General features: G+C 54.5%; 25 protein-coding genes. 12 read left to right on the top strand and 13 right to left on the bottom strand.

The window, feature by feature from the left end; all coding sequences use genetic code 11:
* Positions 1-70: 70 nt before the first annotated feature.
* The 9 genes from ACLJQD_RS04310 to ACLJQD_RS04270 are packed head-to-tail and all read left to right on the top strand — an operon-like array spanning position 71 to position 7,500.
* Positions 71-409 carry a glycine dehydrogenase gene (locus tag ACLJQD_RS04310; protein WP_001255103.1) on the top strand — a complete coding sequence of 113 codons (339 nt, stop codon included), beginning with the start codon at positions 71-73 and terminating at the stop codon, positions 407-409.
* 10 nt (positions 410-419) lie between these two features.
* Positions 420-782 carry an SFCGS family glycine-rich protein gene (locus ACLJQD_RS04305; protein WP_000435389.1) on the top strand — a complete coding sequence of 121 codons (363 nt, stop codon included), beginning with the start codon at positions 420-422 and terminating at the stop codon, positions 780-782.
* Positions 782-1,084, top strand: coding sequence for a DUF4312 family protein (locus tag ACLJQD_RS04300; protein WP_000975187.1), 303 nt, complete (start codon positions 782-784; stop codon positions 1,082-1,084). The genes ACLJQD_RS04305 and ACLJQD_RS04300 overlap by 1 nt, the downstream gene beginning before the upstream one ends.
* A 22-nt stretch (positions 1,085-1,106) precedes the next feature.
* The gene (locus ACLJQD_RS04295) at positions 1,107-1,883 is read left to right on the top strand and encodes a DUF4311 domain-containing protein (RefSeq protein WP_000478578.1); all 777 of its coding nucleotides are present in this window, start codon (positions 1,107-1,109) and stop codon (positions 1,881-1,883) included.
* Positions 1,884-1,894: 11 nt separating this feature from the next.
* A complete protein-coding gene (locus ACLJQD_RS04290; RefSeq protein WP_000392128.1) occupies positions 1,895-2,539 on the top strand; it encodes a DUF4310 family protein in 645 nt (214 codons plus the stop codon).
* A 58-nt stretch (positions 2,540-2,597) separates the two neighbouring features.
* Positions 2,598-3,731 carry an amidohydrolase/deacetylase family metallohydrolase gene (locus ACLJQD_RS04285; RefSeq protein ID WP_017441192.1) on the top strand — a complete coding sequence of 378 codons (1,134 nt, stop codon included), beginning with the start codon at positions 2,598-2,600 and terminating at the stop codon, positions 3,729-3,731.
* Positions 3,715-4,833 (top strand): DgaE family pyridoxal phosphate-dependent ammonia lyase, encoded by a 1,119-nt coding sequence (locus ACLJQD_RS04280; protein WP_001139194.1) that lies wholly within the window; start codon positions 3,715-3,717, stop codon positions 4,831-4,833. Before ACLJQD_RS04285 ends, ACLJQD_RS04280 begins: the two co-directional genes overlap by 17 nt.
* Positions 4,830-5,570: a 2-dehydro-3-deoxy-phosphogluconate aldolase gene (gene dagF, locus ACLJQD_RS04275; RefSeq protein WP_023229489.1), complete on the top strand. Its 741-nt coding sequence runs from the start codon at positions 4,830-4,832 to the stop codon at positions 5,568-5,570. Before ACLJQD_RS04280 ends, dagF begins: the two co-directional genes overlap by 4 nt.
* 16 nt (positions 5,571-5,586) lie before the next feature.
* Complete coding sequence (locus ACLJQD_RS04270) at positions 5,587-7,500, top strand: BglG family transcription antiterminator (RefSeq protein ID WP_023242878.1); 1,914 nt, start codon at positions 5,587-5,589, stop codon at positions 7,498-7,500.
* A gap of 60 nt (positions 7,501-7,560) precedes the next feature.
* Here the strand turns inward: ACLJQD_RS04270 and ACLJQD_RS04265 are convergent, their stop codons facing one another.
* From ACLJQD_RS04265 to treR, 7 genes are all read right to left on the bottom strand, one after another.
* A complete protein-coding gene (locus ACLJQD_RS04265) occupies positions 7,561-7,977 on the bottom strand; it encodes a type II toxin-antitoxin system VapC family toxin (RefSeq protein ID WP_017441191.1) in 417 nt (138 codons plus the stop codon).
* Entirely contained in the window at positions 7,974-8,204 is a 231-nt protein-coding gene (gene vapB / locus ACLJQD_RS04260) for a type II toxin-antitoxin system VapB family antitoxin (RefSeq protein ID WP_001261294.1), read from the bottom strand. The genes ACLJQD_RS04265 and vapB overlap by 4 nt, the downstream gene beginning before the upstream one ends.
* A 166-nt stretch (positions 8,205-8,370) precedes the next feature.
* A complete protein-coding gene (gene nrdG / locus ACLJQD_RS04255; RefSeq protein WP_017441190.1) occupies positions 8,371-8,835 on the bottom strand; it encodes an anaerobic ribonucleoside-triphosphate reductase-activating protein in 465 nt (154 codons plus the stop codon).
* Positions 8,836-9,051: 216 nt separating this feature from the next.
* Positions 9,052-11,190, bottom strand: coding sequence for an anaerobic ribonucleoside-triphosphate reductase (gene nrdD / locus ACLJQD_RS04250; RefSeq protein ID WP_000187821.1), 2,139 nt, complete (start codon positions 11,188-11,190; stop codon positions 9,052-9,054).
* A gap of 408 nt (positions 11,191-11,598) precedes the next feature.
* A complete protein-coding gene (gene treC, locus ACLJQD_RS04245; RefSeq protein ID WP_017441189.1) occupies positions 11,599-13,251 on the bottom strand; it encodes an alpha,alpha-phosphotrehalase in 1,653 nt (550 codons plus the stop codon).
* 49 nt (positions 13,252-13,300) lie between these two features.
* On the bottom strand, positions 13,301-14,719 hold the full coding sequence (gene treB, locus ACLJQD_RS04240) for a PTS trehalose transporter subunit IIBC (protein WP_001651372.1): 1,419 nt from the start codon (positions 14,717-14,719) through the stop codon (positions 13,301-13,303).
* 137 nt (positions 14,720-14,856) lie between these two features.
* The gene (gene treR, locus ACLJQD_RS04235; protein WP_001181297.1) at positions 14,857-15,804 is read right to left on the bottom strand and encodes a trehalose operon repressor TreR; all 948 of its coding nucleotides are present in this window, start codon (positions 15,802-15,804) and stop codon (positions 14,857-14,859) included.
* 144 nt (positions 15,805-15,948) lie between these two features.
* On the opposite strand from treR, the gene mgtL reads away from it, so the two are divergent.
* Positions 15,949-16,047 carry a mgtA regulatory leader peptide MgtL gene (mgtL, locus tag ACLJQD_RS04230; protein ID WP_105789234.1) on the top strand — a complete coding sequence of 33 codons (99 nt, stop codon included), beginning with the start codon at positions 15,949-15,951 and terminating at the stop codon, positions 16,045-16,047.
* Between the two features lie 140 nt (positions 16,048-16,187).
* Complete coding sequence (gene mgtA, locus ACLJQD_RS04225; protein ID WP_017441187.1) at positions 16,188-18,896, top strand: magnesium-translocating P-type ATPase; 2,709 nt, start codon at positions 16,188-16,190, stop codon at positions 18,894-18,896.
* Between the two features lie 88 nt (positions 18,897-18,984).
* Here mgtA and ridA read toward each other — a convergent pair whose 3' ends face one another.
* The 4 genes from ridA to pyrL form a co-directional block, all read right to left on the bottom strand.
* Positions 18,985-19,371: a 2-iminobutanoate/2-iminopropanoate deaminase gene (gene ridA, locus ACLJQD_RS04220; protein WP_000047544.1), complete on the bottom strand. Its 387-nt coding sequence runs from the start codon at positions 19,369-19,371 to the stop codon at positions 18,985-18,987.
* Positions 19,372-19,447: 76 nt separating this feature from the next.
* Positions 19,448-19,909: an aspartate carbamoyltransferase regulatory subunit gene (gene pyrI, locus ACLJQD_RS04215; protein ID WP_000148567.1), complete on the bottom strand. Its 462-nt coding sequence runs from the start codon at positions 19,907-19,909 to the stop codon at positions 19,448-19,450.
* A gap of 12 nt (positions 19,910-19,921) precedes the next feature.
* A complete protein-coding gene (gene pyrB, locus ACLJQD_RS04210; protein ID WP_000013055.1) occupies positions 19,922-20,857 on the bottom strand; it encodes an aspartate carbamoyltransferase in 936 nt (311 codons plus the stop codon).
* A gap of 35 nt (positions 20,858-20,892) precedes the next feature.
* Entirely contained in the window at positions 20,893-20,994 is a 102-nt protein-coding gene (pyrL, locus tag ACLJQD_RS04205; protein WP_000249504.1) for a pyr operon leader peptide, read from the bottom strand.
* Between pyrL and ACLJQD_RS04200 the strand changes: the two genes are divergently transcribed.
* The gene (locus ACLJQD_RS04200; RefSeq protein ID WP_001518160.1) at positions 20,974-21,114 is read left to right on the top strand and encodes a hypothetical protein; all 141 of its coding nucleotides are present in this window, start codon (positions 20,974-20,976) and stop codon (positions 21,112-21,114) included. The two genes, pyrL and ACLJQD_RS04200, sit on opposite strands and share 21 nt — an antisense overlap.
* Here ACLJQD_RS04200 and ACLJQD_RS04195 read toward each other — a convergent pair.
* A complete protein-coding gene (locus ACLJQD_RS04195) occupies positions 21,084-21,572 on the bottom strand; it encodes an arginine repressor (RefSeq protein WP_000666051.1) in 489 nt (162 codons plus the stop codon). The two genes, ACLJQD_RS04200 and ACLJQD_RS04195, sit on opposite strands and share 31 nt — an antisense overlap.
* Positions 21,573-21,758: 186 nt before the next feature.
* On the bottom strand, positions 21,759-23,162 hold the full coding sequence (locus ACLJQD_RS04190) for a YfcC family protein (protein ID WP_017441186.1): 1,404 nt from the start codon (positions 23,160-23,162) through the stop codon (positions 21,759-21,761).
* Between the last annotated feature and the right edge of the window lie 28 nt (positions 23,163-23,190).

The following is a 23,190-nucleotide window of genomic DNA, read 5'->3' as shown; positions in this document are numbered from 1 at the left end:
CGAGGTGGAAAATAACTCGCTACAAACTTTTAACCCTTACCGCTAGTTTTATCTCATTGCCATTAACGGGGTGAGACGCGTGGATAACGGAGCAGTAAAACACGATGCTGGTGAGCGAATTAACGAACTGGCTGAACAGGTGTTAACGCAGGTGGATGGCCTGCTGGGGCGGCATCACATTGTCCCCAATGCGGTACAGACGCAAATGCTGACCTCGCACGTTCGCGCGATGGCGCACCGGTCAATTACCGGCGAGCCTTTACCGGAAGTCGATGCCAGCTTGTTTGATGAAATCTCAGCCGAATCAATGGCGCTCGCCCGCGAAATCGTGGCGGCGTTTGGCAACCTTCCTGACGAAGAGGCCTGGCTATTATCGGTACATTTTGAAGTCGCGAAAGACAACCTCTAAGGAGCAAAAAATGGAACAGATTACCGTCGTGATTGGCGATCGCCTGGGTAAAGGCCAGAAAGTGGCGGCAGGCGTGGAAAAAGCGGGCGGTCGCGCGGTCGTCGTACCGGGCGTCGCGGCAGACATGAAGCTGGGCGATGTGATGAAAGCGGAAAACGCCACCTTCGGCATTTCATTTTGCGGCAGCGGCGGCGCGGGCGCTATCACCGCGCAAAACAAGCATGGCTACAAAGCCAAATATGGCATGCGGTCAGTGGATGAAGGCGTCACCGCTATTAATGAAGGCTGCAACGTGTTGGGTTTCGGCTTTATGGATAAAGAAGAGCTCGGCGAGCGCCTGGTGCAGGCGTGGCAAAAGAAATACGGCGCCTGATGATGAAAGAGCAATTCACCACCACGGTGAGAGTAAAAGGCAAGGGCGACGCCAAAGCACGCGCCTTTGCCGATGCGCTGAACCATGTTCAGTCGGCGGTGATGAGAGAGTCGCCGTATATCTTACTGCGTATTGAGCCACAGGATGTGCGGATTGTTCAGGCGCATGAGTCGGTGCGTAAAGAGGCCTTTCTGTTTTTCTTTTTGCGCCGGGAACGACGCACTTACAGCGTGGAGCTGGATGTGACCGTCAACGTGACCGCCATCAATCTCGACAGGGTGGATTTCGTCGCGAAACGCTGATTTTTATTAAAAAGGCATAGTTATGTTCCTGATAATACTAATTAAATCGCTCATTATCGGCGCGCTGGTCGGCGTAGGGGTGGGCGCTGGGGCTGCACGCATGTTTCACGCGCCAACCACGCAGGGGATGGGCGCGTTCCGTACGTTGGGCGAACTCAACTCTTGTGAAGGCGACCCGGCATCTCACTTCTCCTTTGGGCTGGGGTTCTTCTTTAACGCCTGGGCCTCGTCTGTGGCGGCCGGATCGTTCACCCAGGATGTCGATCACCGCATCATCCCTAACTGGGGCGCGGCGGCGCTAATGATCAAAAACCGTAACGTCGGCGAGACGCTGCACGACCCGAAAAAAATGGCGATCGCCTGCGCCGTCATCGGCATGATCGTCGTGACGTTCCTTAACCTGACCGCCTCATCCGTGCCAGAAGCGCTACAGGTGACGGCGGTTAAGGTGCTGGTACCGGCGGCAAACCTGCTGGTCAACATCGTCATGCCTGTGATCTTCTGGTTAGCGGCGATCGACGCTGGTAAAAAATCGGGCTTCTGGGCCACCGTTTTCGGCGGCGCGGCGCAGCTCATCATGGGGAACGCCGTACCGGGGTTGGTACTGGGTATTTTGATCGGCAAAGGCGTAGAAGAGAGCGGCTGGAACCATGTCACCAAAGTGATGATGGTCGCCATCGTTTTGCTGTTTGTGTTGAGCGGCTTCTTCCGCGGCTTCGACATGAAAATGATCGAGTCTTTCAACATGACGGTACCGAACTGGCTTGAACTGATCCACAACTCGCTCAGCGGCAAATAACGGAGGCCACAATGGAAGAGAATAAAGGTTTTTGGTATGCCGACTGGTCGTTCCCGATCTTTGTTGGCCTGCTCTCCTCCGGCGTTTTCGCCGGGACGCATATGTACTATCTGTACGGTATCGGCGCATTTAACGAAGTTGCTTTTGTGGCGATGTTGAAAGCGGGGATGGATACCGGCGTCTACGGCGCGGTCGCCGCTTTCGGCGCCAGCTTTTTATTTGCCCGCATTATCGAAGGTTCGCTGGTCGGAATTCTGGATATCGGCGGGGCAATTCAGACTGGCGTGGGCTTAGGGGTTCCGGCGTTACTGCTGGGGGCTGGCTTTGTCTTCCCGGTGGCGAACTTTATCGCTTCGCTGATAACCGGTCTGGTGATTGGCCTGGCGATTGGCTACATCATTATTCTGGCGCGTAAGTTCACCATCAATCAGAGCGACTCCACGTACGGAGCGGACGTCATGATGGGGGCCGGTAACACTTCAGGCCGTTTTCTGGGGCCGTTGATTATCCTCAGCGCCATGACGGCATCGATTCCCATTGGTCTGGGCTCTCTGGTGGGCGCGCTGCTGTTTTATATCTGGCAGAAGCCGATTACCGGCGGCGCGATTTTAGGCGCGATGATCCTCGGTTCCATCTTCCCGGTTGCGATTAGCTAATTGTTGATTTGTAGGCCGGATAAGGCGGTTGCGCCGCCATCCGGCAAAGGAGAGAGCGATGTTTGATTTACTCCTGCGCCATGCGCGTCTGGTCGATGACACGCTGACTAATATTGCCCTGCAAGATGGCAAAATCGCGGCGTTGGGTGACGTTGATGGTCCGGCGCTGAAAACCATTGACCTGCGCGGCGAGTGTTTTGTCAGCGCGGGTTGGATTGATTCTCACGTTCACTGCTACCCGACATCGCCGATTTACCACGACGAACCGGACAGCGTGGGTATTGCCACTGGCGTTACCACAGTGGTGGATGCAGGCAGCACTGGCGCAGATGATATTGACGATTTTTACACCCTGACCCGTGACGCGACCACCGACGTTTATGCGCTATTGAATGTTTCACGCGTTGGGCTTATTGCCCAAAACGAGCTGGCTAACATGGCCAATATTGACGCCGATGCGGTCCGGCAGGCGGTAAAACGCCACCCGGATTTTATCGTCGGCCTCAAGGCGCGGATGAGCAGCAGCGTGGTAGGCGTTAACGGCATCACGCCGCTGGAACGCGCTAAAGCCATGCAGCAAGAAAACGGCAACCTGCCGTTGATGGTGCATATTGGCAATAACCCGCCGGATCTGGACGAAATAGCGGAGCGTCTGACGGCGGGCGATATCATTACCCACTGTTACAACGGTAAGCCGAACCGTATTCTGACGCCGGAAGGCGAGCTGCGCGCCTCGGTGACACGAGCGCTGGCGCGCGGCGTGCGTCTGGACGTCGGACATGGTACCGCCAGCCTGAGCTTTGCGGTGGCGAAACGCGCCATTAGCCTGGGGATTTTACCGCATACCATCAGTTCCGATATCTACTGCCGTAACCGCATCAATGGCCCGGTGCATTCGCTGGCTAATGTGATGTCGAAATTCCTCACCATCGGCATGTCGCTGCCGCAGGTCATTGCGTGCGTGACGGCCAATGCCGCCGATAGCCTGAATCTGAAAACCAAAGGTCGTCTTCAGCCTGGTCTGGATGCCGACCTGACCCTCTTTACACTTAAACGCCAGCCCACCGTGTTGGTAGACGCGGAAAACGACAGCTTACAGGCTGAAGAATTGCTGACGCCGCTTGCCGCGATACGCGCAGGCAAGGGCTATATGACCGAACAAGGGAGCGCGGAACATGCCTTCGATTTTTGAGAAGTATCAATTAAAACAGGTGATTAACGTCTCCGGACGTATGACGGCGCTCGGCGTCTCTACGCCGCGCCCGGAAGTGATAGACGCGGCGATGGCCGGAATGAATCAGTATTTCGAGATGAAAGATCTGGTGAATAAAACCGGCGAGTACATTGCGAAATTGCTGGAGGTGGAAGGGGCGACGGTAGTCTCCTGCGCCAGTGCGGGTCTTGCCCAGTCGGTTGCCGCGGTACTGGTTCAGGACAGCGACTGGCTGCTGGAAAACCTGCACGTTACACCGATTGAAAATAACGAAATCGTCCTGCCAAAGGGCCACAACGTCAACTTTGGCGCGCCGGTGGGAACGATGGTGGCGCTGGGCGGCGGCAAACTGGTGGAAGCCGGTTACGCCAACGAATGTTCCGCCGCGCAGTTGGCGGCGGCCATTACGCCGCGCACGGCGGCTATTCTCTATATCAAATCTCACCACTGCGTACAGAAAAGTATGCTCAGCGTGGAGCAGGCTGCGGTGGTGGCGCGTACGCATAATCTCCCGCTGATTGTGGACGCGGCGGCGGAAGAAGATTTGCAGTGCTACTACCGCGTGGGCGCAGATCTCGTTATCTATAGCGGCGCGAAAGCGATTGAAGGGCCGACCAGCGGGCTGGTGATTGGTAAAACGCAGTATGTTGAGTGGGTAAAACGTCAGTCAGCGGGCATAGGCCGGGCGATGAAGGTCGGCAAAGAGGGAATTGTTGGCCTGACCTGTGCCATTGAATTGTACCTGCGGGCGCAAAAAGAGAGCGGCGCGGAGATGGTAGAAAAAATGGCGCCCTTTATCGACACGTTGAACACGTTTAACGGCGTCAGCGCCCGTGTGGTGTGGGACAGCGCCGGACGCGACATCGCGCGCACGGAAATTAAGTTTGATGAAGCCGTTACCGGCATCGCCACTGGCGAACTGGTAGACGCGCTGAAGCAAGGGGAATACGCGATTTACTTTCGCGGATACAAAGCCAACGAAGGAATTATTGAAGCGGATGTCCGCAGCGTCGATCGCGCGCAGTTAGCGATTGTGGCGCGTCGTATTGGCGAGGTGATTAATCAGGAGAAACAAGCATGAAACTGACCCCTAACTTTTACCGCGATCGCGTTTGCCTGAACGTACTGGCCGGTTCGAAAGATAACGCCCGGGAAATCTACGCGGCGGCGGAAGGTCATGTGCTGGTTGGCGTGCTCTCCAAAAACTATCCGGATGTGGCAAGCGCAGTCGCGGATATGCGTGAATATGCGGCGCTTATCGACAATGCGCTCTCCGTCGGACTGGGGGCAGGCGATCCTAACCAGTCGGCGATGGTGAGCGAAATCTCGCGTCAGGTACAGCCGCAGCATGTCAACCAGGTGTTTACCGGCGTAGGGGCCAGCCGGGCGCTGCTGGGGCAAAATGAGACGGTGGTGAACGGTCTTGTCTCGCCGACCGGCACGCCGGGACTGGTGAAAATTTCCACCGGCCCGCTAAGTAGCCGCGCGCCGGACGGCATCGTACCCATAGAAACGGCGATTGCGCTACTCAAAGACATGGGCGGCAGCTCCGTTAAATACTTTCCGATGGGAGGGCTCACCTGTCGCGACGAGTATAAAGCGGTAGCTGAGGCCTGCGCCCGCCATGATTTCTGGCTGGAACCGACGGGCGGTATCGATCTGGAAAACTTCGCCGAGATTCTGCACATCGCCCTTGATGCAGGTGTAAGCAAAATCATTCCTCACATTTATAGTTCGATTATTGATAAGGTGAGCGGCAACACCCGTGCGGACGATGTGCGTCAGTTACTCGCTATCGTCCGGTCGCGTGTCGGCTAATCATGAGGAGAGAGACGTGCGATTCCCCAACCAACGTTTAGCGCAGCTATTTGCGATGCTGCAAAACGAGATGCTGCCGCAGGACGAACTGGCGCAGCGGTTGTCGGTCTCCACGCGTACCGTTCGGGCGGATATCGCCGCGCTGAACATGTTGCTGACGCCGCATGGCGCGCAATTTACTCTCAGCCGCGGCAACGGGTATCAGCTCAAAATTGATGATCCGGCACGTTATCAATCCCTGCAAACGCAGCAATCTCCCGCCCTGGCGCGCGGTCCGCGCACCAGCCAGGAGCGGATACACTATTTGCTGGCGCGTTTTTTAACCTCCGCCTTCTCGCTGAAGCTGGAGGATTTGGCAGATGAATGGTTTGTCAGCCGTGCGACGCTGCAGAACGACATGGCGGACGTGCGCGAGCATTTGCTGCGTTATCATCTGACGCTGGAAACGCGTCCGCGTCATGGCATGAAACTGTTTGGCGGAGAGATGGCGATTCGCGCCTGTCTGACCGACCTTTTATGGACGCTGGCGCAGCAGGAGCCCTCCCATCCGTTAATTGTTAGTACCACGCTGAACACCGAGGTGTCTCAACGGCTGCAGTCTCTTTTGCCGGATATTTTCTCTCATTGTCAAATCCGCCTGACCGATGAGAGCGAACTGTTTCTGCGTTTATACTGCGCGGTGGCGGTACGGCGTATTCGCGAGGGGTATCCGTTATCGGAATGCGTGGCGGAGGAGGTCGATGAAAAGGTGCGCCATGCGGCGCATGAGATTGCGGAGCTACTACAACAGCTGGCCGACAAGCCGCTGTCGGAGCCGGAAGTAAGCTGGCTGAAGGTGCATATTGCCGCCCGCCAGGTACAGGAGATTGCCCCCAGCGCCATTAATGCCGATAATGAAGAGGCGCTGGTGCGCTATATCCTCAATTTTATTAATACCCAGTACAACTATAACCTATTGAATGATAAACAGCTTCACGCGGACTTGCTGACCCACATCAAAACGATGATCACCCGCGTGCGCTACCAGATCATGATCCCCAACCCACTACTGGAAAATATTAAGCAGCACTATCCGATGGCGTGGGATATGACATTGGCGGCGATATCGAGTTGGGGAAAATACACGCCGTATACCATTAGCGAAAACGAAATCGGTTTTCTGGTGCTGCATATTGGCGTTGGGCTGGAACGTAGTTACAACATTGGCTACCAGCGGCAGCCGCAGGTACTGCTGGTGTGTGATGCTGGTAATGCGATGGTGCGGATGATTGAAGCGGTACTGGCGCGGAAATACCCGCAGATTGAGATAGCCCGCACTTTGACGCTACGCGACTATGAGGCGCGGGACAGTATTGTGGAGGATTTTGTGATTTCCACGGCGCGGATCGGCGAAAAAGATAAACCGGTCATTATGATCGCCCCCTTTCCTACCGACTATCAATTGGAGCAGATCGGTAAGCTGGTGCTGGTGGACAGAACCCGTCCGTGGATGCTGGATAAATATTTCGATGCCTCGCATTTTCGCATTGTGGAAGGGGAAATAGATCAACAGACGCTGTTTAAAACGCTGTGCGATCAGTTGCACGAGGAAGGCTTTGTTGATGCGGCGTTTCTCGATTCGGTTATTGAACGTGAAGCTATCGTCAGTACGTTATTAGGCGACGGGATTGCCTTGCCACACGCGCTGGGGCTGCTGGCGAAGAAAACGGTGGTTTATACGGTGCTCGCGCCACAGGGGATTGCCTGGGGTGATGAAACGGCGCACGTTATTTTTTTACTCGCCATCAGCAAAAGTGAATATGAAGAGGCGATGGCCATCTACGATATTTTCGTCACTTTCCTGCGCGAACGCGCTATGACGCGCCTCTGCGCATGTCAGAATTTTACGCAATTTAAAACGGTCGCGATGGAGTGTGTGAGTCGTTTTTGACACTTTCCCGTCACGTCATTGTTAAGAAGATTTATGTACTTGTCGGTATGCCAGCACGGGTTATTTTACCCAATCTTCGTACTGCAAACCCGGTACCCGCTCAAACTCCCTCACGTTATTAGTGACCAGTATCGCCCCGGACGCAATGGCATGGCCGGCGATAGCCGCATCGTTTGATCCAATCGGCGTACCGACGGCGGCCAGTACGGCACGGATCTCTGTGGTGGCATCCACTGCCGCCCGGTCCCAGGCCAGCACGGCATCCAGGCGACTACAGAATGCATCAACCAGTTGGGCATGGCGCGGCGAGGCCTTTTTGCCCGTACAGCCAAAACGCATTTCGGCGTAGGTAATCGCCGACACCACAATACGATGGCGGCGCAGCACTGCCTGCTCAAGGCGTTTCAGCACAGCTTCCGGCTGTTCGCGCATAATGAAAGAACAGATGCAGGTATCCAGCATGTAGGTTTTACTCATAGTTCAAAGCGTCCCTCATCGCTGATGATGTCTTCGCGTTCCGTCAGAAAGTCTGGGCTGGCTTTTTCCTCATGACGGAATGATCCCCAGGAAGGGCGGGCGGGGCGCAGTATAATCGTGTCGCCTTCGCGGAAGATTTCAAGTTCGTTGACGCCGTCAAAATCCAGATCGCGTGGAAGGCGGATCGCGCGGTTATTGCCATTTTTAAATACAGATACGGTTCGCATGGTCGTCTCCTGCCCTTGTGGGCGTGATGTTATAGGCCAGTGTCGGAGTTAATTATATGCCTGTGCGTGACATATGTATAGGCATATGCATATACCTGTAAGCAGGAGGCGAAAGAAGGGCGTAAAAGTAGCGGACGAGTAACGGTTTTGACCCAATATCCCCGCATCAACGCAAATGATGCACTACCTGGTTGCTGCTACCGCGCCAGATAAGCGCCGGGTCTTTCAGATCCTGCACAAATTTGCCATCGACCAGCACGTTGATGAGATTGACCACCTGCATTTGCGCGGCGTTGAGTTCATTGAGCTTGTAGCCGGTCCACACCCAGATATCTTTCCCCGGGCACTCTGCGCGGATGCGTTGTACCAGTGCCAGGATATCCGGTACGTTTTGCGGATGCAGCGGATCGCCGCCCGACAGCGAGATCCCCTGACGGTGAATGCGCGTGTCGTTCAGATCGGCAATGATCTTATCTTCCATCTCTTTGGTAAACGGCTGGCCGGAGTTCAGCCGCCAGGTGCTTTTGTTATAGCAGCCAGGACATTCGTGCACGCACCCTGACACAAACAGGGTGCAGCGGGTGCCGGGGCCGTTAACGATGTCTACGGGGTAGTATTGGTGAAAGTTCATGTTTCCTCGTTGCATTTGGCGCTGTAGCGGCGTTGGCCGCTCTCACTTACCCAGGTCACTTACTTATGTAAGCTCCCTGGGATTCGTTCGTTTGCCGCCTTGCTACAACACCAACTGCTTAGAGGAAACTCATGAAATTGGAACTATAGCCAGCGGTTATAGGCCGGATAAGGTGTTTACACCGCCATCCGGCATTTACGCATTGCAAACGGAGGATTAACCTATCTGCCCATTGCCTAAATGCTTCACGCGGCGCTTCACTTCTTCCTGCTTACCGGCGTTAAACGGGCGTGCGTCCGGGCTGCCTAAATAACCGCACACGCGGCGGGTGACCGAGACGCGCGCGGCGTCGTGGTTGCCGCATTTCGGGCAGGTGAAACCTTTACTGGTACATTCGAACTCGCCGGTAAAGCCGCACTCGTAGCATTCATCGATCGGCGTGTTGGTGCCGTAATACGGTACATGCTGATAGCTGTAATCCCAGACATCTTCCAGCGCTTTCAGGTTGTGCTGAATGTTCGGGTATTCGCCGTAGCAAATGAAACCCCCGTTCGCCAGCGGCGGATACGGCGCTTCGAAATCGATTTTGTCGTACGGGTTAACCTTCTTCTCCACGTCGAGGTGGAAGCTGTTGGTGTAGTAACCTTTATCGGTTACGCCCGGCACTACGCCGAACTCGGCGGTATCCAGACGGCAGAAGCGGTCACAGAGGTTTTCACTTGGCGTGCTGTACAGGCTAAAGCCGTAGCCAGTCTCTTCTTTCCACTGATCCACGGCCTGGCGCAGACGCTCCACAATTGCAATGCCTTTAGCGCGAAGCTGCTCGCTGTCGTACAGGTGTTCGCCGCCGAACAGCGCGTTAATGGTTTCATGGATACCAATGTAGCCCAGAGAGATGGACGCACGACCATTTTTAAAGATTTCAGACACGTCGTCGTCCGCTTTCAGCCGCACGCCGCAGGCGCCTTCCATATACAGGATAGGCGCGACGCGGGCTTTCACGCCTTCAAGGCGGGCGATACGGGTCATCAGCGCCTTCCGCGCCAGCGCCAGACGTTCATCCAGCAGTTTCCAGAATGCGGTTTCGTCGCCTTTTGCTTCCAGCGCGATGCGCGGCAGGTTAAGGCTAATCACGCCCAGGTTGTTACGCCCGTCGTGGATCTGCTCGCCGTTTTCGTTCTCCCACACGCCGAGGAAGCTGCGGCAGCCCATTGGCGTTTTGAACGAACCGGTGACTTTGACCACCTGATCGTAGTTGAGGATGTCCGGATACATGCGCTTGCTCGCGCACTCCAGCGCCAGTTGTTTAATGTCGTAGTTCGGATCGCCAAACTTGTGGTTCAAACCATCGCGGATAGCGAAGACCAGTTTCGGGAACACGGCGGTTTTGCGATTTTTACCCAGACCGGCGATACGGTTACGCAAAATAGACGCCTGGATCAGACGCGACTCCCAACTGGTGCCGAGGCCAAAACCAAAGGTCACGAAAGGCGTCTGGCCGTTAGCGGTGTGCAGCGTGTTAACTTCGTATTCCAGCGACTGGAAGGCGTCGTAGCACTCTTTTTCGGTGCGAGAACGCGCATACCCTTCGGCATCCGGGATCTGCCACTCATCGGCGGTTTTGCGGTGCTTGTTGTAGCTTTCGGTGACAAACGGCGCCAGCACTTCGTCGATACGGTTAATGGTGGTGCCGCCATAAATATGGCTGGCGACCTGCGCGATAATCTGCGCGGTAACGGCAGTGGCGGTAGAGATTGATTTCGGCGGTTCGATCTCGGCGTTACCCATCTTAAAGCCCTGGGTCAACATGCCTTTCAGGTCGATCAACATACAGTTGAACATCGGGAAGAACGGCGAATAGTCGAGATCGTGATAGTGGATATCGCCGCGCTCATGCGCTTGTACTACGTCACGCGGCAACAGGTGCTGGCGGGCATAGTGTTTGGCGACAATCCCGGCCAGCAAATCGCGCTGGGTGGGAATGACTTTACTGTCTTTGTTGGCGTTTTCATTGAGCAACGCGGAGTTAGTTTGCTCTACCAGGCCGCGAATCTCCTGGTTCAGACGACCACGCTTTTCACGCTGAATGTCGCGATCGTGACGGTATTCGATGTAGGCGCGGGCAAGCTGTTTGTACGGGCCGGACATCAGTTGGTTTTCAACCGCAGTCTGGATCTCGTTAATATCCACCTGACTGCGTGCGTTCATTTGGCTGCTAACGACTTCTGCGACGGTGGCACAGTAATCTGCGTCATCGACTCCCGCTGCTTTAGCTGCACGTAGAATGGCTTCCTTAATGCGCTCTGATTTGAATGGCACTTTACAGCCATCTCGTTTCATCACATGCGGTGTCATGATCACTCCATATTTGTAAGAACAGGTTATCCACAGAGGCCGGGGAAGCCATAACAGGTTTATTCATCTCTTTTCCAACGACTTCCCGCAATCCTGACCCAGGTTATCCACAATTCACCTTGTGTCGAGTGAACAGGTGTTGTAGCAATTGTAGTCAATTAATACAACATATTGGGTCGGCGTGCATTTTAAAGTCTATATGTAGTGATTTGCATCAAGGATGTTTGCAATTTTATTGATGTAGAACAAGGTAAAAATCAGAGCGTACAGATGGCGGGCGCTGTAGCGTTTGTAAAAGATAGCAAGAAAAATCTGATTAATTATTCAACAAAAACAGACAGTAACCTGGAGCAACGCCACAGCCCGTGTCAATAGGTTTGTGGCGTTTATCCGTATAAGGACGTCGCGTTAGCGTTGTAACCACCAGATGGCTTCAAATGGGCGGAGCGTCATCGCCGCTGGCTGGCTGGCGACCTCGCCATAATTATGCAGTAGCGCCTGCCACTGTCCTTTGATATGCGGCGGATGCCACTCCTGGCACTGGTCGCTCAGATTGGCGACAACCAGCAGGGTTTGCCCCTGCCACTGGCGGCGATAACACCATACTGATGGGCTATCCGGGAGGAGATCCTGATAATCGCCCCAGATCAGTACAGGCTGGGTTTTACGTAGCGCAATCAGCTTTTGATAGGTGTAAAACACCGAGTTTTCATCGCGTAATGCCGCCGCGACATTAACCTCCGTATAGTTATCGCACAGGCTTATCCACGGCTCGCCCTGGGTGAAACCGGCGTTTTTACCGTTGTCCCACTGCATCGGCGTGCGGCTGTTGTCGCGGGATTTACTGGCCAGGATAGCCAGCAGTTCGTCGGGGTCGCGCCCGGCGGCGCGTAGCGCGGCAAACATATTATGACTTTCCACGTCGCGATAATCGGTGATGCGGGTAAAGTGTGGGTTGGTCATGCCGATTTCTTCGCCCTGATAGATATAAGGCGTCCCTTGCATACCGTGCAGCGCCATCGCCAACATTTTCGCGGCTGGAATCCGGTATTCACCCTCGTCGCCAAAGCGGGAAACGATGCGCGGCTGATCGTGATTACACCAGAATAACGCGTTCCAGGCGACGTTATGCATCCCCTGTTGCCAGTGGCGGAACAACGCTTTCAGCGCCACATAATCAGGTTTTGCCAGCGTCCACTTTTCGCCATTGGGGTAATCCACCTTCAGATGATGAAAATTGAAGGTCATCGAGAGTTCGTCGCCGCTAAGCGCGGCATATTGCTGGCAGTTTTCCAGCGTGGTAGAGGACATTTCGCCTACCGTCATCAGATTACGCGGCGTAAAAACGTCACGGTTCATTTCGCGTAAAAACGTATGCGCGCGCGGCCCGTCGGTATAAAAGCGGCGTCCGTCGCCCGTCGGATCGTCAGGAAAATCCTGATCTTTGGCGATCAGGTTCACCACGTCCAGACGCAGGCCATCCACGCCGCGATCGGCCCAGAATTCGCAGACCTTTTTCAGCTCGGCGCGCACGGCGGGATTTTCCCAGCTCAGGTCGGCCTGTTCAGGCGCGAAAAGGTGTAAATAATATTGTTCGCTCTGGCTATGCCAGCGCCAGGCGCTGCCGCCAAATTTGGATTGCCAGTTATTCGGGCAGACCTCCGGCGTGCCATCGCGCCAGATATAAAACTGACGGTATGGACTCTCTTTGTTCAGCGCTTCGCGAAACCAGGCGTGCTGGGTAGAAGTATGGTTAAACACCATATCCAGGATGATACGAATACCGCGTGCTTTCGCCTGCGCGACCAGCTCGTCAAAATCATCCAGCGTGCCGTAGGTCGGGTCGATAGCCGTATAATTTGCGACGTCATAACCGTTATCCACCTGCGGCGAGATATAAAACGGCGTGAGCCAGATGGCATCTACGCCGAGTCGCTGTAGATAGTCAAGGTGCTGCGTGACGCCGCGTAAATCGCCGGTGCCGCTGCCGGTCGTGTCCTGAAAACTTTTCGGGTAGATCTGATAGATAACGCCGTTTTGCCACCAGAGGGGAATAGTCATTGTTGTTTCCTGCAAGTGCGTTGGGACGCAACTGCGCCCCGAAGAAGTATTAGACAATTTGTAATGTGCCCTGACGATGCTTACGCTGATAGATAAAGGTGGTCAGAATCACCGGGATAACGATCGCGATAACCATCGCCATGCCGTACACCTGCCAGTAGCGCGGCGGTATAGACAGGATACCCGGCAGGCCGCCCACGCCGATACCGTTGGCGATGACGCCGTTCAGACCGCAGAGCAGTCCCGCCAGACCAGAGCCGATCATCGCGCACAGCATTGGAAAACGATACTTCAGGTTGATACCGTACATCGCCGGTTCGGTTACCCCAAGGTAAGCGGAAATGGCGGCAGGAACGGAGATCTCGCGTTCATTGTGTTTACGGCTGGAGATGATGATGCCCACCACGGCGGAGGCCTGCGCGATATTCGACAGCGCAATCAGCGGCCAGACTGGCGTACCGCCCATGCTCTGGATCATCTGCATATCGATAGCGAGCGTTGTCTGGTGGACGCCGGTAATGACCAACGGGGCATACAGGAAGCCGAACAGCGCCGCGCCTATCGGGGCGAAACTGCCGGTCATCAGATAACGTACCGCAAAGGCCACGCCGTCGCCGATCATACGACCAAAGGGGCCGATAAAGGTGTGGGCGAGAAAGACGGCCAGTATTAACGAACACACCGGGACGACGACCAGGTAGAGATAATCCGGCACGATGCGTTTCAACTGCGTTTCAATAAACCCAAGCGCCAGCCCTGCCAATAACGCCGGGATAACCTGCGCCTGGTAGCCCACTTTCTCAATGCTAAATAAGCCGAAGTTCCAGACGTCCGGCGTTTGCTGGCCCAGCAGATACGCATTCATCAACTGCGGCGACACCAGTGTCACGCCGAGCACGATACCAAGAATCGGCGTGCCGCCCATTTTTTTCACCGCCGACCAGCAGATCCCCACCGGCAGATAGAAAAAGATCGCTTCGCCGATCAACCATAAAAAATCATAAAGCGTTTTTAGCGCTGGATGCATCTGCGCCAGCGTTTGGCCGTTGCTCATCGGCACATCGCCGATCACGTTACGAAAGCCTAAGATCAAACCGCCGCTGATCAACGCCGGTAGTAGCGGAAAGAAGATCTCCGCGAAGTGGGAAATTAACTGCTCATGCCATTTCATGTTCTGGCGAGCGGCTTTTTTGGCCTGCTCTTTATCAGCATACGCTTTGCCGGTGGTCTCCAGCAGCGCGTTATAGTAATCGCCGACTTCGGTGCCGATCACCACCTGAAACTGCCCGGCGTTGGTGAAACAGCCTTTAACCATCGGTAATTGTTCGATCTCTTTTGGCCTGGCGTTCGCGGGCTGGTGGAGCACAAAGCGCAGGCGAGTAATGCAATGGCTCACCGTGGCGATGTTGTCACGCCCGCCGACCAGGTCAATCAGCCGGTCGATATCGGCTTGTTTTACTTTGCTCATCGTAAAGCCTCATGGCAGAGGAGGTAAGTTATGGGTTGGCGCAAGAGTAGCTCTTCAACGTTGGTTTAAAAATGGGAACGTTCCCGAAACGCAGCGACGATCACAAATTACTCGTGGTATTCCGTTTAATTAGTCACTCAGGCGAGGGTAGAAGGAATGACGATCCGGCGCGGATCGCAGCGGCCATTGATCTGTTCGATCAGCTGCGAAGCCGCCTGCCGTCCGGCTTCAGCATAGCCAGGATCGACAGTGACGATCTCCGGGTGCAGGAATTTTATCAGCGGCGTGTTCCCGACGCTTGCCAGTTGCAGCGTCTCAATACGTTGCTCCTGTAAATACTTACTGGCGCCCAACGCCAGCGTATCGGTGGCGCAGACTAACGCGGTGGTATCCGGCATGATGACACTTGCCGTATGCTCATAGCCCTGCTTCATGGCAAGACCGGGCAGGGCGGCGACGGGATGAAGTTTATGTTTTTTGCAAAACGCCAGGTATGCGTCATGCCGACGTTTGCCGGTGGTAATATCGCTATGGGGAACGCCCAGAAAGCTAATGTTGCGGTGTCCCTGCTCATACAGCCGCTGCATAAGGATATGAATCGCGCCCTCGTCGTCGTAACAAACGGAGGCAAAACCTTGCGCATCTCTTGCCAGCAGCACCAGCGAGGCTTTCCAGGGGGCGATCAACTCTTCTGTGATGCCGGTAAAGCCAAACAGCACCACGCCATCAATGTTACGTCGTCTGAGCATGCCCAGATGTTCCATTACCAGCGTCGGCGAGAACTGACTTTCCATCATAATAGGGTCGTAGCCCTGTTCGTAAAACGCAGGCAGCATGGTCTGAACCGCGAGGTTTTCAGACAACGAATCAAGGCGAGTGACGATAATAGCGACCACTTTATCGCTTTGTCCCCGCATCGCGCGGGCGGAGCGGGACGGGGAGAAACCGTGTTGATTCATCACCGCTTCGACACGCTCGCGGGTACGTTCGCTTACGCCGCTTTCATTGTTAAGCACGCGGGAAACGGTTGATTTCCCTACGCCGCTCAGGCGGGCGATGTCTTTGATAGTGAGCCGGTTTTGCATCCTGTTTTCCCGTGGCGTGACGCTGATGGTGATAAAAAGAGTAACTTTACTCAAGCGAAGGGCAATGGGCAAAGTCTGGTTTATCGTTGGTTTAATTACGTAACGGTATGATACCGCCATAATTGCCACAAAACTTATGGATTTATGCGTATAATCCGCGGCGCAAATTATTTACTTACCGGAGGCGACATGGACCCTGAACCCACCCCTCTCCCGCGATGGAGAATTTTCCTTTTCCGGTAAGCCTGCCTCTGCTGTCTTACCGGTGTGTAAGACAGTGACACGATAACGTCCCTGTTTTTATTTAAACATTGCTCATCGGGCAAGGCTTTGCCGCGCCTGAAGAATTTTCTGCGCCTGACTTCGGCGCGGAGGGATTACCTATGCTAAAAACCATTACCCGCCAGCTTTTTGCCCGGCTTAATCGTCATTTGCCTTATCGTCTGGTTCACCGCGATCCGCTGCCCGGCGCGCAGACCGCGGTAAATGCGACTATCCCGCCTTCGCTGAGCGAGCGCTGTCTGAAAGTCGCGGCAATGGAGCAGGAGACTCTCTGGCGCGTTTTTGATACGCACCCGGAGGGATTAAACGCCGCCGAGGTGACGCGCGCGCGTGAAAAGCATGGCGAAAACCGTCTTCCGGCACAGAAACCCTCGCCGTGGTGGGTGCATCTGTGGGTATGTTATCGCAATCCTTTCAACATCTTACTCACGATTCTTGGCGGCATTTCTTATGCCACGGAGGATCTGTTTGCCGCAGGCGTTATCGCCCTGATGGTCGGTATCTCAACGCTGCTGAATTTTGTGCAGGAAGCGCGCTCGACAAAAGCGGCGGACGCGCTAAAAGCGATGGTGAGCAATACCGCTACCGTACTGCGGGTTATTAATGAAAATGGCGAAAATGCCTGGCTGGAATTACCCATCGATCAACTGGTGCCCGGCGATATTATTAAGCTGGCGGCGGGGGATATGATCCCGGCGGATTTACGGATTATCCAGGCGCGCGATCTGTTTGTCGCCCAGGCGTCGCTGACCGGCGAATCTCTGCCGGTCGAGAAAGTCGCCGCGACGCGTGAGCCCCGGCAAAATAACCCGCTTGAGTGCGACACGCTGTGCTTTATGGGGACGAACGTCGTGAGCGGAACGGCGCAGGCCGTGGTGATGGCGACCGGCGCCGACACCTGGTTTGGTCAATTGGCGGGGCGCGTGTCGGAACAAGATAACGAGCAGAACGCTTTCCAGAAAGGAATTAGCCGCGTCAGTATGTTGCTGATCCGCTTTATGCTGGTCATGGCGCCGGTAGTACTGATTATTAATGGTTACACGAAAGGTGACTGGTGGGAAGCGGCGTTATTTGCGCTTTCGGTCGCGGTAGGACTCACCCCGGAAATGTTGCCGATGATCGTCACCTCTACCCTCGCGCGCGGGGCGGTGAAACTCTCGAAACAGAAAGTTATCGTGAAGCACCTTGATGCGATTCAGAACTTCGGCGCGATGGATATTCTGTGCACCGATAAAACCGGCACTCTGACGAAGGATAAAATTGTGCTGGAGAATCATACGGATATTTCTGGTAAGCCCAGCGAGCATGTACTGCATTGCGCCTGGCTGAACAGCCATTATCAGACCGGTCTAAAAAATTTACTGGATACGGCGGTCCTGGAGGGAGTAGACGAAACCGCCGCGCGTCAGCTCTCCGGACGCTGGCAGAAAATCGATGAGATCCCGTTTGATTTTGAGCGTCGCCGGATGTCGGTGGTGGTCGCCGAAGATTCGAACGTGCATCAACTGGTCTGCAAAGGCGCGTTACAGGAGATCCTGAACGTGTGTACTCAGGTGCGCCACAACGGCGATATTGTGCCGCTGGACGACAATATGCTGCGCCGGGTGAAACGCGTTACCGACACGCTGAACCGTCAGGGGCTACGCGTGGTCGCCGTCGCGACCAAATACCTGCCTGCGCGTGAGGGCGATTACCAGCGTATCGATGAGTCTGACCTGATCCTGGAAGGGTATATTGCTTTTCTCGATCCGCCGAAAGAGACCACCGCGCCGGCGCTGAAAGCGCTGAAGGCGAGCGGAATTACGGTGAAAATTCTCACCGGCGACAGCGAGCTGGTAGCGGCAAAGGTTTGCCATGAGGTTGGGCTGGATGCGGGCGATGTCGTTATTGGCAGTGATATTGAAGGGTTAAGCGACGACGCGCTGGCGGCGCTGGCCGCCCGTACGACGTTGTTTGCGCGTCTGACGCCGATGCATAAAGAGCGCATTGTCACTTTACTCAAACGCGAGGGGCATGTGGTCGGTTTTATGGGCGACGGGATTAACGATGCCCCGGCGTTGCGGGCGGCGGATATTGGTATCTCGGTAGATGGCGCGGTGGACATCGCCCGTGAAGCCGCCGATATTATTCTGCTGGAAAAGAGCCTGATGGTGCTGGAAGAAGGCGTCATTGAAGGTCGTCGTACTTTTTCTAATATGTTGAAATATATCAAGATGACGGCCAGCTCAAATTTCGGTAACGTGTTTAGCGTACTGGTGGCGAGCGCCTTTTTGCCGTTCCTGCCAATGCTGCCGCTGCACTTGCTGATTCAAAACCTACTGTACGATGTATCCCAGGTGGCGATTCCGTTTGATAATGTCGATGAAGAACAAATTCAAAAGCCGCAGCGCTGGAATCCGGCAGATTTGGGGCGCTTTATGGTCTTTTTCGGTCCGATCAGCTCGATTTTTGACATTTTGACCTTTTGTCTGATGTGGTGGGTATTTCATGCGAATACGCCAGAAACGCAAACTTTGTTCCAGTCCGGCTGGTTTGTGGTGGGATTACTGTCGCAAACGCTGATTGTGCATATGATCCGTACCCGCCGTCTGCCGTTTATTCAAAGTCGCGCCGCCTGGCCGCTGATGGCGATGACGTTGTTGGTGATGGTGGTGGGAGTCTCGTTGCCGTTTTCGCCGCTGGCGTCTTACCTGCAGTTGCAGGCGCTGCCGTTAAGCTATTTCCCGTGGCTGATTGCCATTCTGGCGGGCTATATGACGTTAACCCAGTTAGTGAAAGGGTTTTACAGCCGACGTTATGGCTGGCAGTAAGCGTCGAAGTATTGTGCATTATCGGCCTGGATGGCATACCAGGCCGAATAAGCGATAGCGCCATCCGGCCACTATCTATAAACGAGCGTTAGCGACGAACAGCGATCGCTTCAATCTCAATTTTCACGTCTTTCGGCAGACGGGCAACTTCCACGCAGGAACGCGCCGGGAAGGTGGCGTTGTGCTCGGTGAAGAAGGCTTCGTAGGTGGCGTTGACGGTCGCGAAATCGTTCAGGTCTTTCACGAATACGGTCGTTTTCACAATGTCGCCTACTTTCAGGCCAGCGGCTTCCACGATAGCTTTAACGTTTTCCAGCGACTGACGTGCCTGAGCGGATACGTCTTCCGCTACGGCGCCGGTTTTCGGATCGACCGGAATCTGACCGGAAGTGATTACCATGCTACCCAGGTCAACGCCCTGTACGTATGGGCCGATTGCTGCTGGTGCATTTTCCGTCGCAATAGTTTTGCTCATGATTTCTCCTGAATTACAGCGGTAATAGAATGTCCCCGCTCATTATAGGGAGCCGGGATCTCATAACCAACCCAAATTAGTTGGCCAGCACCACATAATGCGAAAACTCTTTTTCACAGTATTTGCATTTGAGGGCGATATCATTGGCGCGTTTTTTCACTGCAAAGCTGGAGGATACTGGTTCCGCGTGGCTGATGCAGTTGCTGTTCGGGCAAACCAGCACATTATTAATACGCTCTGGCAGGCTGGGGCGTGATTTCCCGACTACGTCGTAGTTGTCGATGCGGTTAACGGTGGCCTGCGGCGCGTACAGAGCAAGTTGGTTAACCTGCTCATCGGTGAGAAAGGTGTTTTCTATTTTGATTAAGTCTTTACGCCCCATCTCGCCAGACGGGAGATTCAGACCGATAGTGATTCGCTGATCGGTCTCGGTCAATTTAAACAGACTCAGCAGTTTAAAGCCTACCTGCGCAGGGATATGGTCAATCACGGTGCCGCATTTAATGGCTTCAACCTGCAGTTTGTTATCGTGTGTCATCGCTTTTCTCCCTTACAGACTCAGTTCGCTATTCAGTACCAACGCCAGTAACGCCTGGCGAGCGAAAATACCGTTGCCCGCCTGTTGGAAGTACCAGGCGTGTGGCGTTTTATCCACATCCGTGGTGATTTCATCAATCCGCGGCAGCGGGTGCAGCACTTTCATATTTTCACGCGCGCCGTTCAGGTCGCTGGCGCGCAGAACAAACTGCGCCTTCACATTGGCGTACTCCGACGGGTCGAGACGCTCTTTCTGTACGCGAGTCATATAGAGGATGTCGACGTCGGCCATGACCTCTTCAATAGAACCATGCAGGCTCCAGGCCATCCCTTTTTCATCCAGCATATCCAGAATGTACTGCGGCATCGCCAGCGCGTCCGGCGCGATAAAATAAAAACGGTTGCCGCTAAATTTCGCCAGCGCCTGGGTTAGCGAATGCACGGTGCGGCCATATTTCAGATCGCCGACCATCGCGATATGCAGGTTATCCAGACGGCCCTGCGTTTCCTGGATGGTAAACAGATCCAACAGGGTCTGCGTCGGATGCTGGTTCGAACCGTCGCCCGCATTGAGCACCGGCACCTGACCGGAAAACTCCGTCGCCAGACGTGCCGCGCCTTCTTGCGGATGGCGCATCACAATCGCGTCCACGTAAGTGCTAATCACTGAGATCGTGTCGGCTAACGTTTCTCCTTTTTTCCCCAGCGACGTGTTGGCGCTGTCGGAGAAGCCCACTACGCTGGCGCCCAGGCGATGCATTGAGGTTTCAAACGACAGGCGGGTACGCGTGGAGGCTTCGAAAAAGCAGCTGGCGATCACTTTATGTTTCAATAGCTCCGGCTGCGGGTTGGCTTTTAATTTCGCCGCCGTCGCCAGTACCAGATTAAGATCGTCGCGGCTGAGGTCGTTTATGGAAATGATATGTTTTTGATATAGCGGGTTAGCCATGTTTATCTCCTGACGCCTGGGCAAAAAAAAGCCCCTCAATTGAGGGGCTTGGTATTGGTTTTCAACGGAAAGAAAAACGGCAGGCCTGCGTCCTTTTTCAGACGCGGTAAGACAGAATGTCGTACACACTGAACCATGCTTCCTCCCGGCAAATTGTCCGCGATTATACTCAGCTCTGTTTGGGGATCAAGCGATTAATGCATGATTTACTCATCGCAAACGGTTCTTATGAATTTAAATTCATTTTAAGCAAATAATTAATTTGTTTGTGTACCAGCGCCGTGCGCTGAACGACCCGTGGTGCGACCCAGACAATACTGCTACCGGCAACGACGCCGAGAATTTCCGGCAATGCGTGGTAATCCAGAATTCTTGCGACGGCGCGACCATAACCTGCTGCCGTATGGATAAGGATAAATTCGCTATTATGTTCAACGCTGACGACCATTTCGGCTATTGAACGTCCGGCATCCGGCGAAGGACGCCGCTGGGGATTTACGGAATAAATCTTTTGTCCCTTCGTATTTCTGATTTTTATTGCGCCCAGCAGCTTGAGCAGGCGCGAAACCGTAGACTGACTGATACCTTCAAATCCCTCATTTTGTAAATCGCGGCGAATCTCCTCCTGGGACAGGTAACTTTTTTCACTAATCAGGCGCTGACAAACCGCCAGTTGCTGTTGTTCTTTGGCGGAGTAATCATCGTATTCCTTCATAAATGCACCTTATCTTTATTATTAATATCAACGGACTGGCGAAATTCATCACATTTGTCACATCGATTGCGGATCAATCGGGCGGTTTTGCAGGAAAATGAGAAGCCGATCAAAAAAGGTGACGGCGTGCCTGATGGCGCTGTGCTTATCAGTCCTGTCGGATAAGACGCGTCGCCATCTGGCTCGTTACATCATCGCTCCGATGCTCAGTACCGCCATATTCAGCAATGTCAGGATCAGCAACAGCGGCGCGACCCATTTCAGATAGCGGACATAGGGAACCCGCGCGATCGCCAGACCGCCCATGACCACGGCGGAGGTGGGAGTAACCAGGTTCACAATCCCGGAGGCCGACTGGTAGGCGGTTACGACCAAATCCCGCTGTACGTGGGCAAAATCCGCTAACGGCGCCATAATGGGCATTGTCAATACGGCAAGACCGGAAGAGGAGGGCACCAGGAAGGAGAGCAATACTTCCAGCCAGTAGGTTACGTTTATGAAAATGGTGGTAGAGAGGCCGGAAACCAGACTTTCCGCGCTGTGCAAAATAGTGTGGGTAATCATACCGTTATCCATGACCACCACAATGCCGCGCGCGATACCAATAATTAGCGCCACGCCGAGCAAATCCCGCGCGCCATTGATAAAGGTACTGGTGAACGCTTCCTCGCCCATCCGCGTTATCACGCCAACGATAATCGCCGCCGCCAGAAAAACGCCGGAGATTTCCGCCATCCACCAGCCGAGAACCGCCACGCCGTAAATCATCACCGCGAAAGAGGCGGCGAAGATCAGCAGCACCCATTTCCGGGTAGCCGTAAACTCCAGCAGTGTATTGGCGCGATTGCCAAGGAAATGGGCGCGATTTTCCTCCATTTTATCCGCCACGATAGAAAGCTCAGGATGGGCGCGGACTTTGCGCGCATAGCGCATTACCCAAAACACGCACAATACGTAGCCGACGATTAACAGCAGTACGCGCATCAGCATTCCCTGAGTAAAAGGGATGCCGGCGGCGTTGGCGGCAATGACCGTGGCGAAAGGGTTAATGGTCGAACCGAGCGTGCCTATCCCTGCGCCGAGCAGTACGGTTGCCGCCGCCACTAACGGATCGAAGCGGGCCGCCATCATGACCGGTACCAGCAGCGTGTAGAAGGGCAACGACTCCTCCGCCATGCCATAGATAGTGCCGCCTGCGGCGAACAGCGCCATCAGAATGGGGATCATCCACTCATCTTTGCCGTTGAGTTTGATAGTTACCCGTTCAATACCGGCATCAATCGCCCCCGTTTTATTCACCACCCCCAGAAAGCCGCCGATAATCAAGACAAACAGCGCGACGTCAATGGCGCCAGCGGTGTAGGTTTCGTGGTTATAGAGGCCGTCAATCGGCGCCAGTAAAACAGCGGTAATCCCTTGCGGATGCGCGTCCACGGGGGCATACGTTCCCGCCACCGGCACCTCTTTTCCCAGCGTGGCGTTCATCGCCATTTGGTATTTTCCCGCCGGCACAATCCAGGTCATCACCGCGACCAGGGCAATAAGAATAAACAGGATGGTATAAGCGGTGGGAAATTTAAATTTACCCATGATGTTCTCTCCTGATATCACGGATATG

Source organism: Salmonella sp. SAL04214, assembly GCF_046550615.1.
GTDB classification, from domain to species: Bacteria; Pseudomonadota; Gammaproteobacteria; order Enterobacterales; family Enterobacteriaceae; genus Salmonella; species Salmonella enterica.
This window is presented reverse-complemented; position numbering and strand designations above follow the sequence as displayed.

What these genes read in the sequence shown, in the direction of transcription:
- ACLJQD_RS04305 (WP_000435389.1), top strand. Translation starts at nt 420, where the DNA reads ATGGAACAGATTACCGTCGTGATTGGCGATCGCCTGGGTAAAGGCCAG.
- ACLJQD_RS04300 (WP_000975187.1), top strand. Translation starts at nt 782, where the DNA reads ATGATGAAAGAGCAATTCACCACCACGGTGAGAGTAAAAGGCAAGGGC.
- ACLJQD_RS04295 (WP_000478578.1), top strand. Translation starts at nt 1,107, where the DNA reads ATGTTCCTGATAATACTAATTAAATCGCTCATTATCGGCGCGCTGGTC.
- ACLJQD_RS04290 (WP_000392128.1), top strand. Translation starts at nt 1,895, where the DNA reads ATGGAAGAGAATAAAGGTTTTTGGTATGCCGACTGGTCGTTCCCGATC.
- ACLJQD_RS04285 (WP_017441192.1), top strand. Translation starts at nt 2,598, where the DNA reads ATGTTTGATTTACTCCTGCGCCATGCGCGTCTGGTCGATGACACGCTG.
- ACLJQD_RS04280 (WP_001139194.1), top strand. Translation starts at nt 3,715, where the DNA reads ATGCCTTCGATTTTTGAGAAGTATCAATTAAAACAGGTGATTAACGTC.
- dagF (WP_023229489.1), top strand. Translation starts at nt 4,830, where the DNA reads ATGAAACTGACCCCTAACTTTTACCGCGATCGCGTTTGCCTGAACGTA.
- ACLJQD_RS04265 (WP_017441191.1), bottom strand. Translation starts at nt 7,977, where the DNA reads ATGAGTAAAACCTACATGCTGGATACCTGCATCTGTTCTTTCATTATG.
- vapB (WP_001261294.1), bottom strand. Translation starts at nt 8,204, where the DNA reads ATGCGAACCGTATCTGTATTTAAAAATGGCAATAACCGCGCGATCCGC.
- nrdG (WP_017441190.1), bottom strand. Translation starts at nt 8,835, where the DNA reads ATGAACTTTCACCAATACTACCCCGTAGACATCGTTAACGGCCCCGGC.
- nrdD (WP_000187821.1), bottom strand. Translation starts at nt 11,190, where the DNA reads ATGACACCGCATGTGATGAAACGAGATGGCTGTAAAGTGCCATTCAAA.
- treC (WP_017441189.1), bottom strand. Translation starts at nt 13,251, where the DNA reads ATGACTATTCCCCTCTGGTGGCAAAACGGCGTTATCTATCAGATCTAC.
- treB (WP_001651372.1), bottom strand. Translation starts at nt 14,719, where the DNA reads ATGAGCAAAGTAAAACAAGCCGATATCGACCGGCTGATTGACCTGGTC.
- treR (WP_001181297.1), bottom strand. Translation starts at nt 15,804, where the DNA reads ATGCAAAACCGGCTCACTATCAAAGACATCGCCCGCCTGAGCGGCGTA.
- mgtL (WP_105789234.1), top strand. Translation starts at nt 15,949, where the DNA reads ATGCGTATAATCCGCGGCGCAAATTATTTACTTACCGGAGGCGACATG.
- mgtA (WP_017441187.1), top strand. Translation starts at nt 16,188, where the DNA reads ATGCTAAAAACCATTACCCGCCAGCTTTTTGCCCGGCTTAATCGTCAT.
- ridA (WP_000047544.1), bottom strand. Translation starts at nt 19,371, where the DNA reads ATGAGCAAAACTATTGCGACGGAAAATGCACCAGCAGCAATCGGCCCA.
- pyrI (WP_000148567.1), bottom strand. Translation starts at nt 19,909, where the DNA reads ATGACACACGATAACAAACTGCAGGTTGAAGCCATTAAATGCGGCACC.
- pyrB (WP_000013055.1), bottom strand. Translation starts at nt 20,857, where the DNA reads ATGGCTAACCCGCTATATCAAAAACATATCATTTCCATAAACGACCTC.
- ACLJQD_RS04200 (WP_001518160.1), top strand. Translation starts at nt 20,974, where the DNA reads ATGTCGTACACACTGAACCATGCTTCCTCCCGGCAAATTGTCCGCGAT.
- pyrL (WP_000249504.1), bottom strand. Translation starts at nt 20,994, where the DNA reads ATGGTTCAGTGTGTACGACATTCTGTCTTACCGCGTCTGAAAAAGGAC.
- ACLJQD_RS04195 (WP_000666051.1), bottom strand. Translation starts at nt 21,572, where the DNA reads ATGAAGGAATACGATGATTACTCCGCCAAAGAACAACAGCAACTGGCG.
- ACLJQD_RS04190 (WP_017441186.1), bottom strand. Translation starts at nt 23,162, where the DNA reads ATGGGTAAATTTAAATTTCCCACCGCTTATACCATCCTGTTTATTCTT.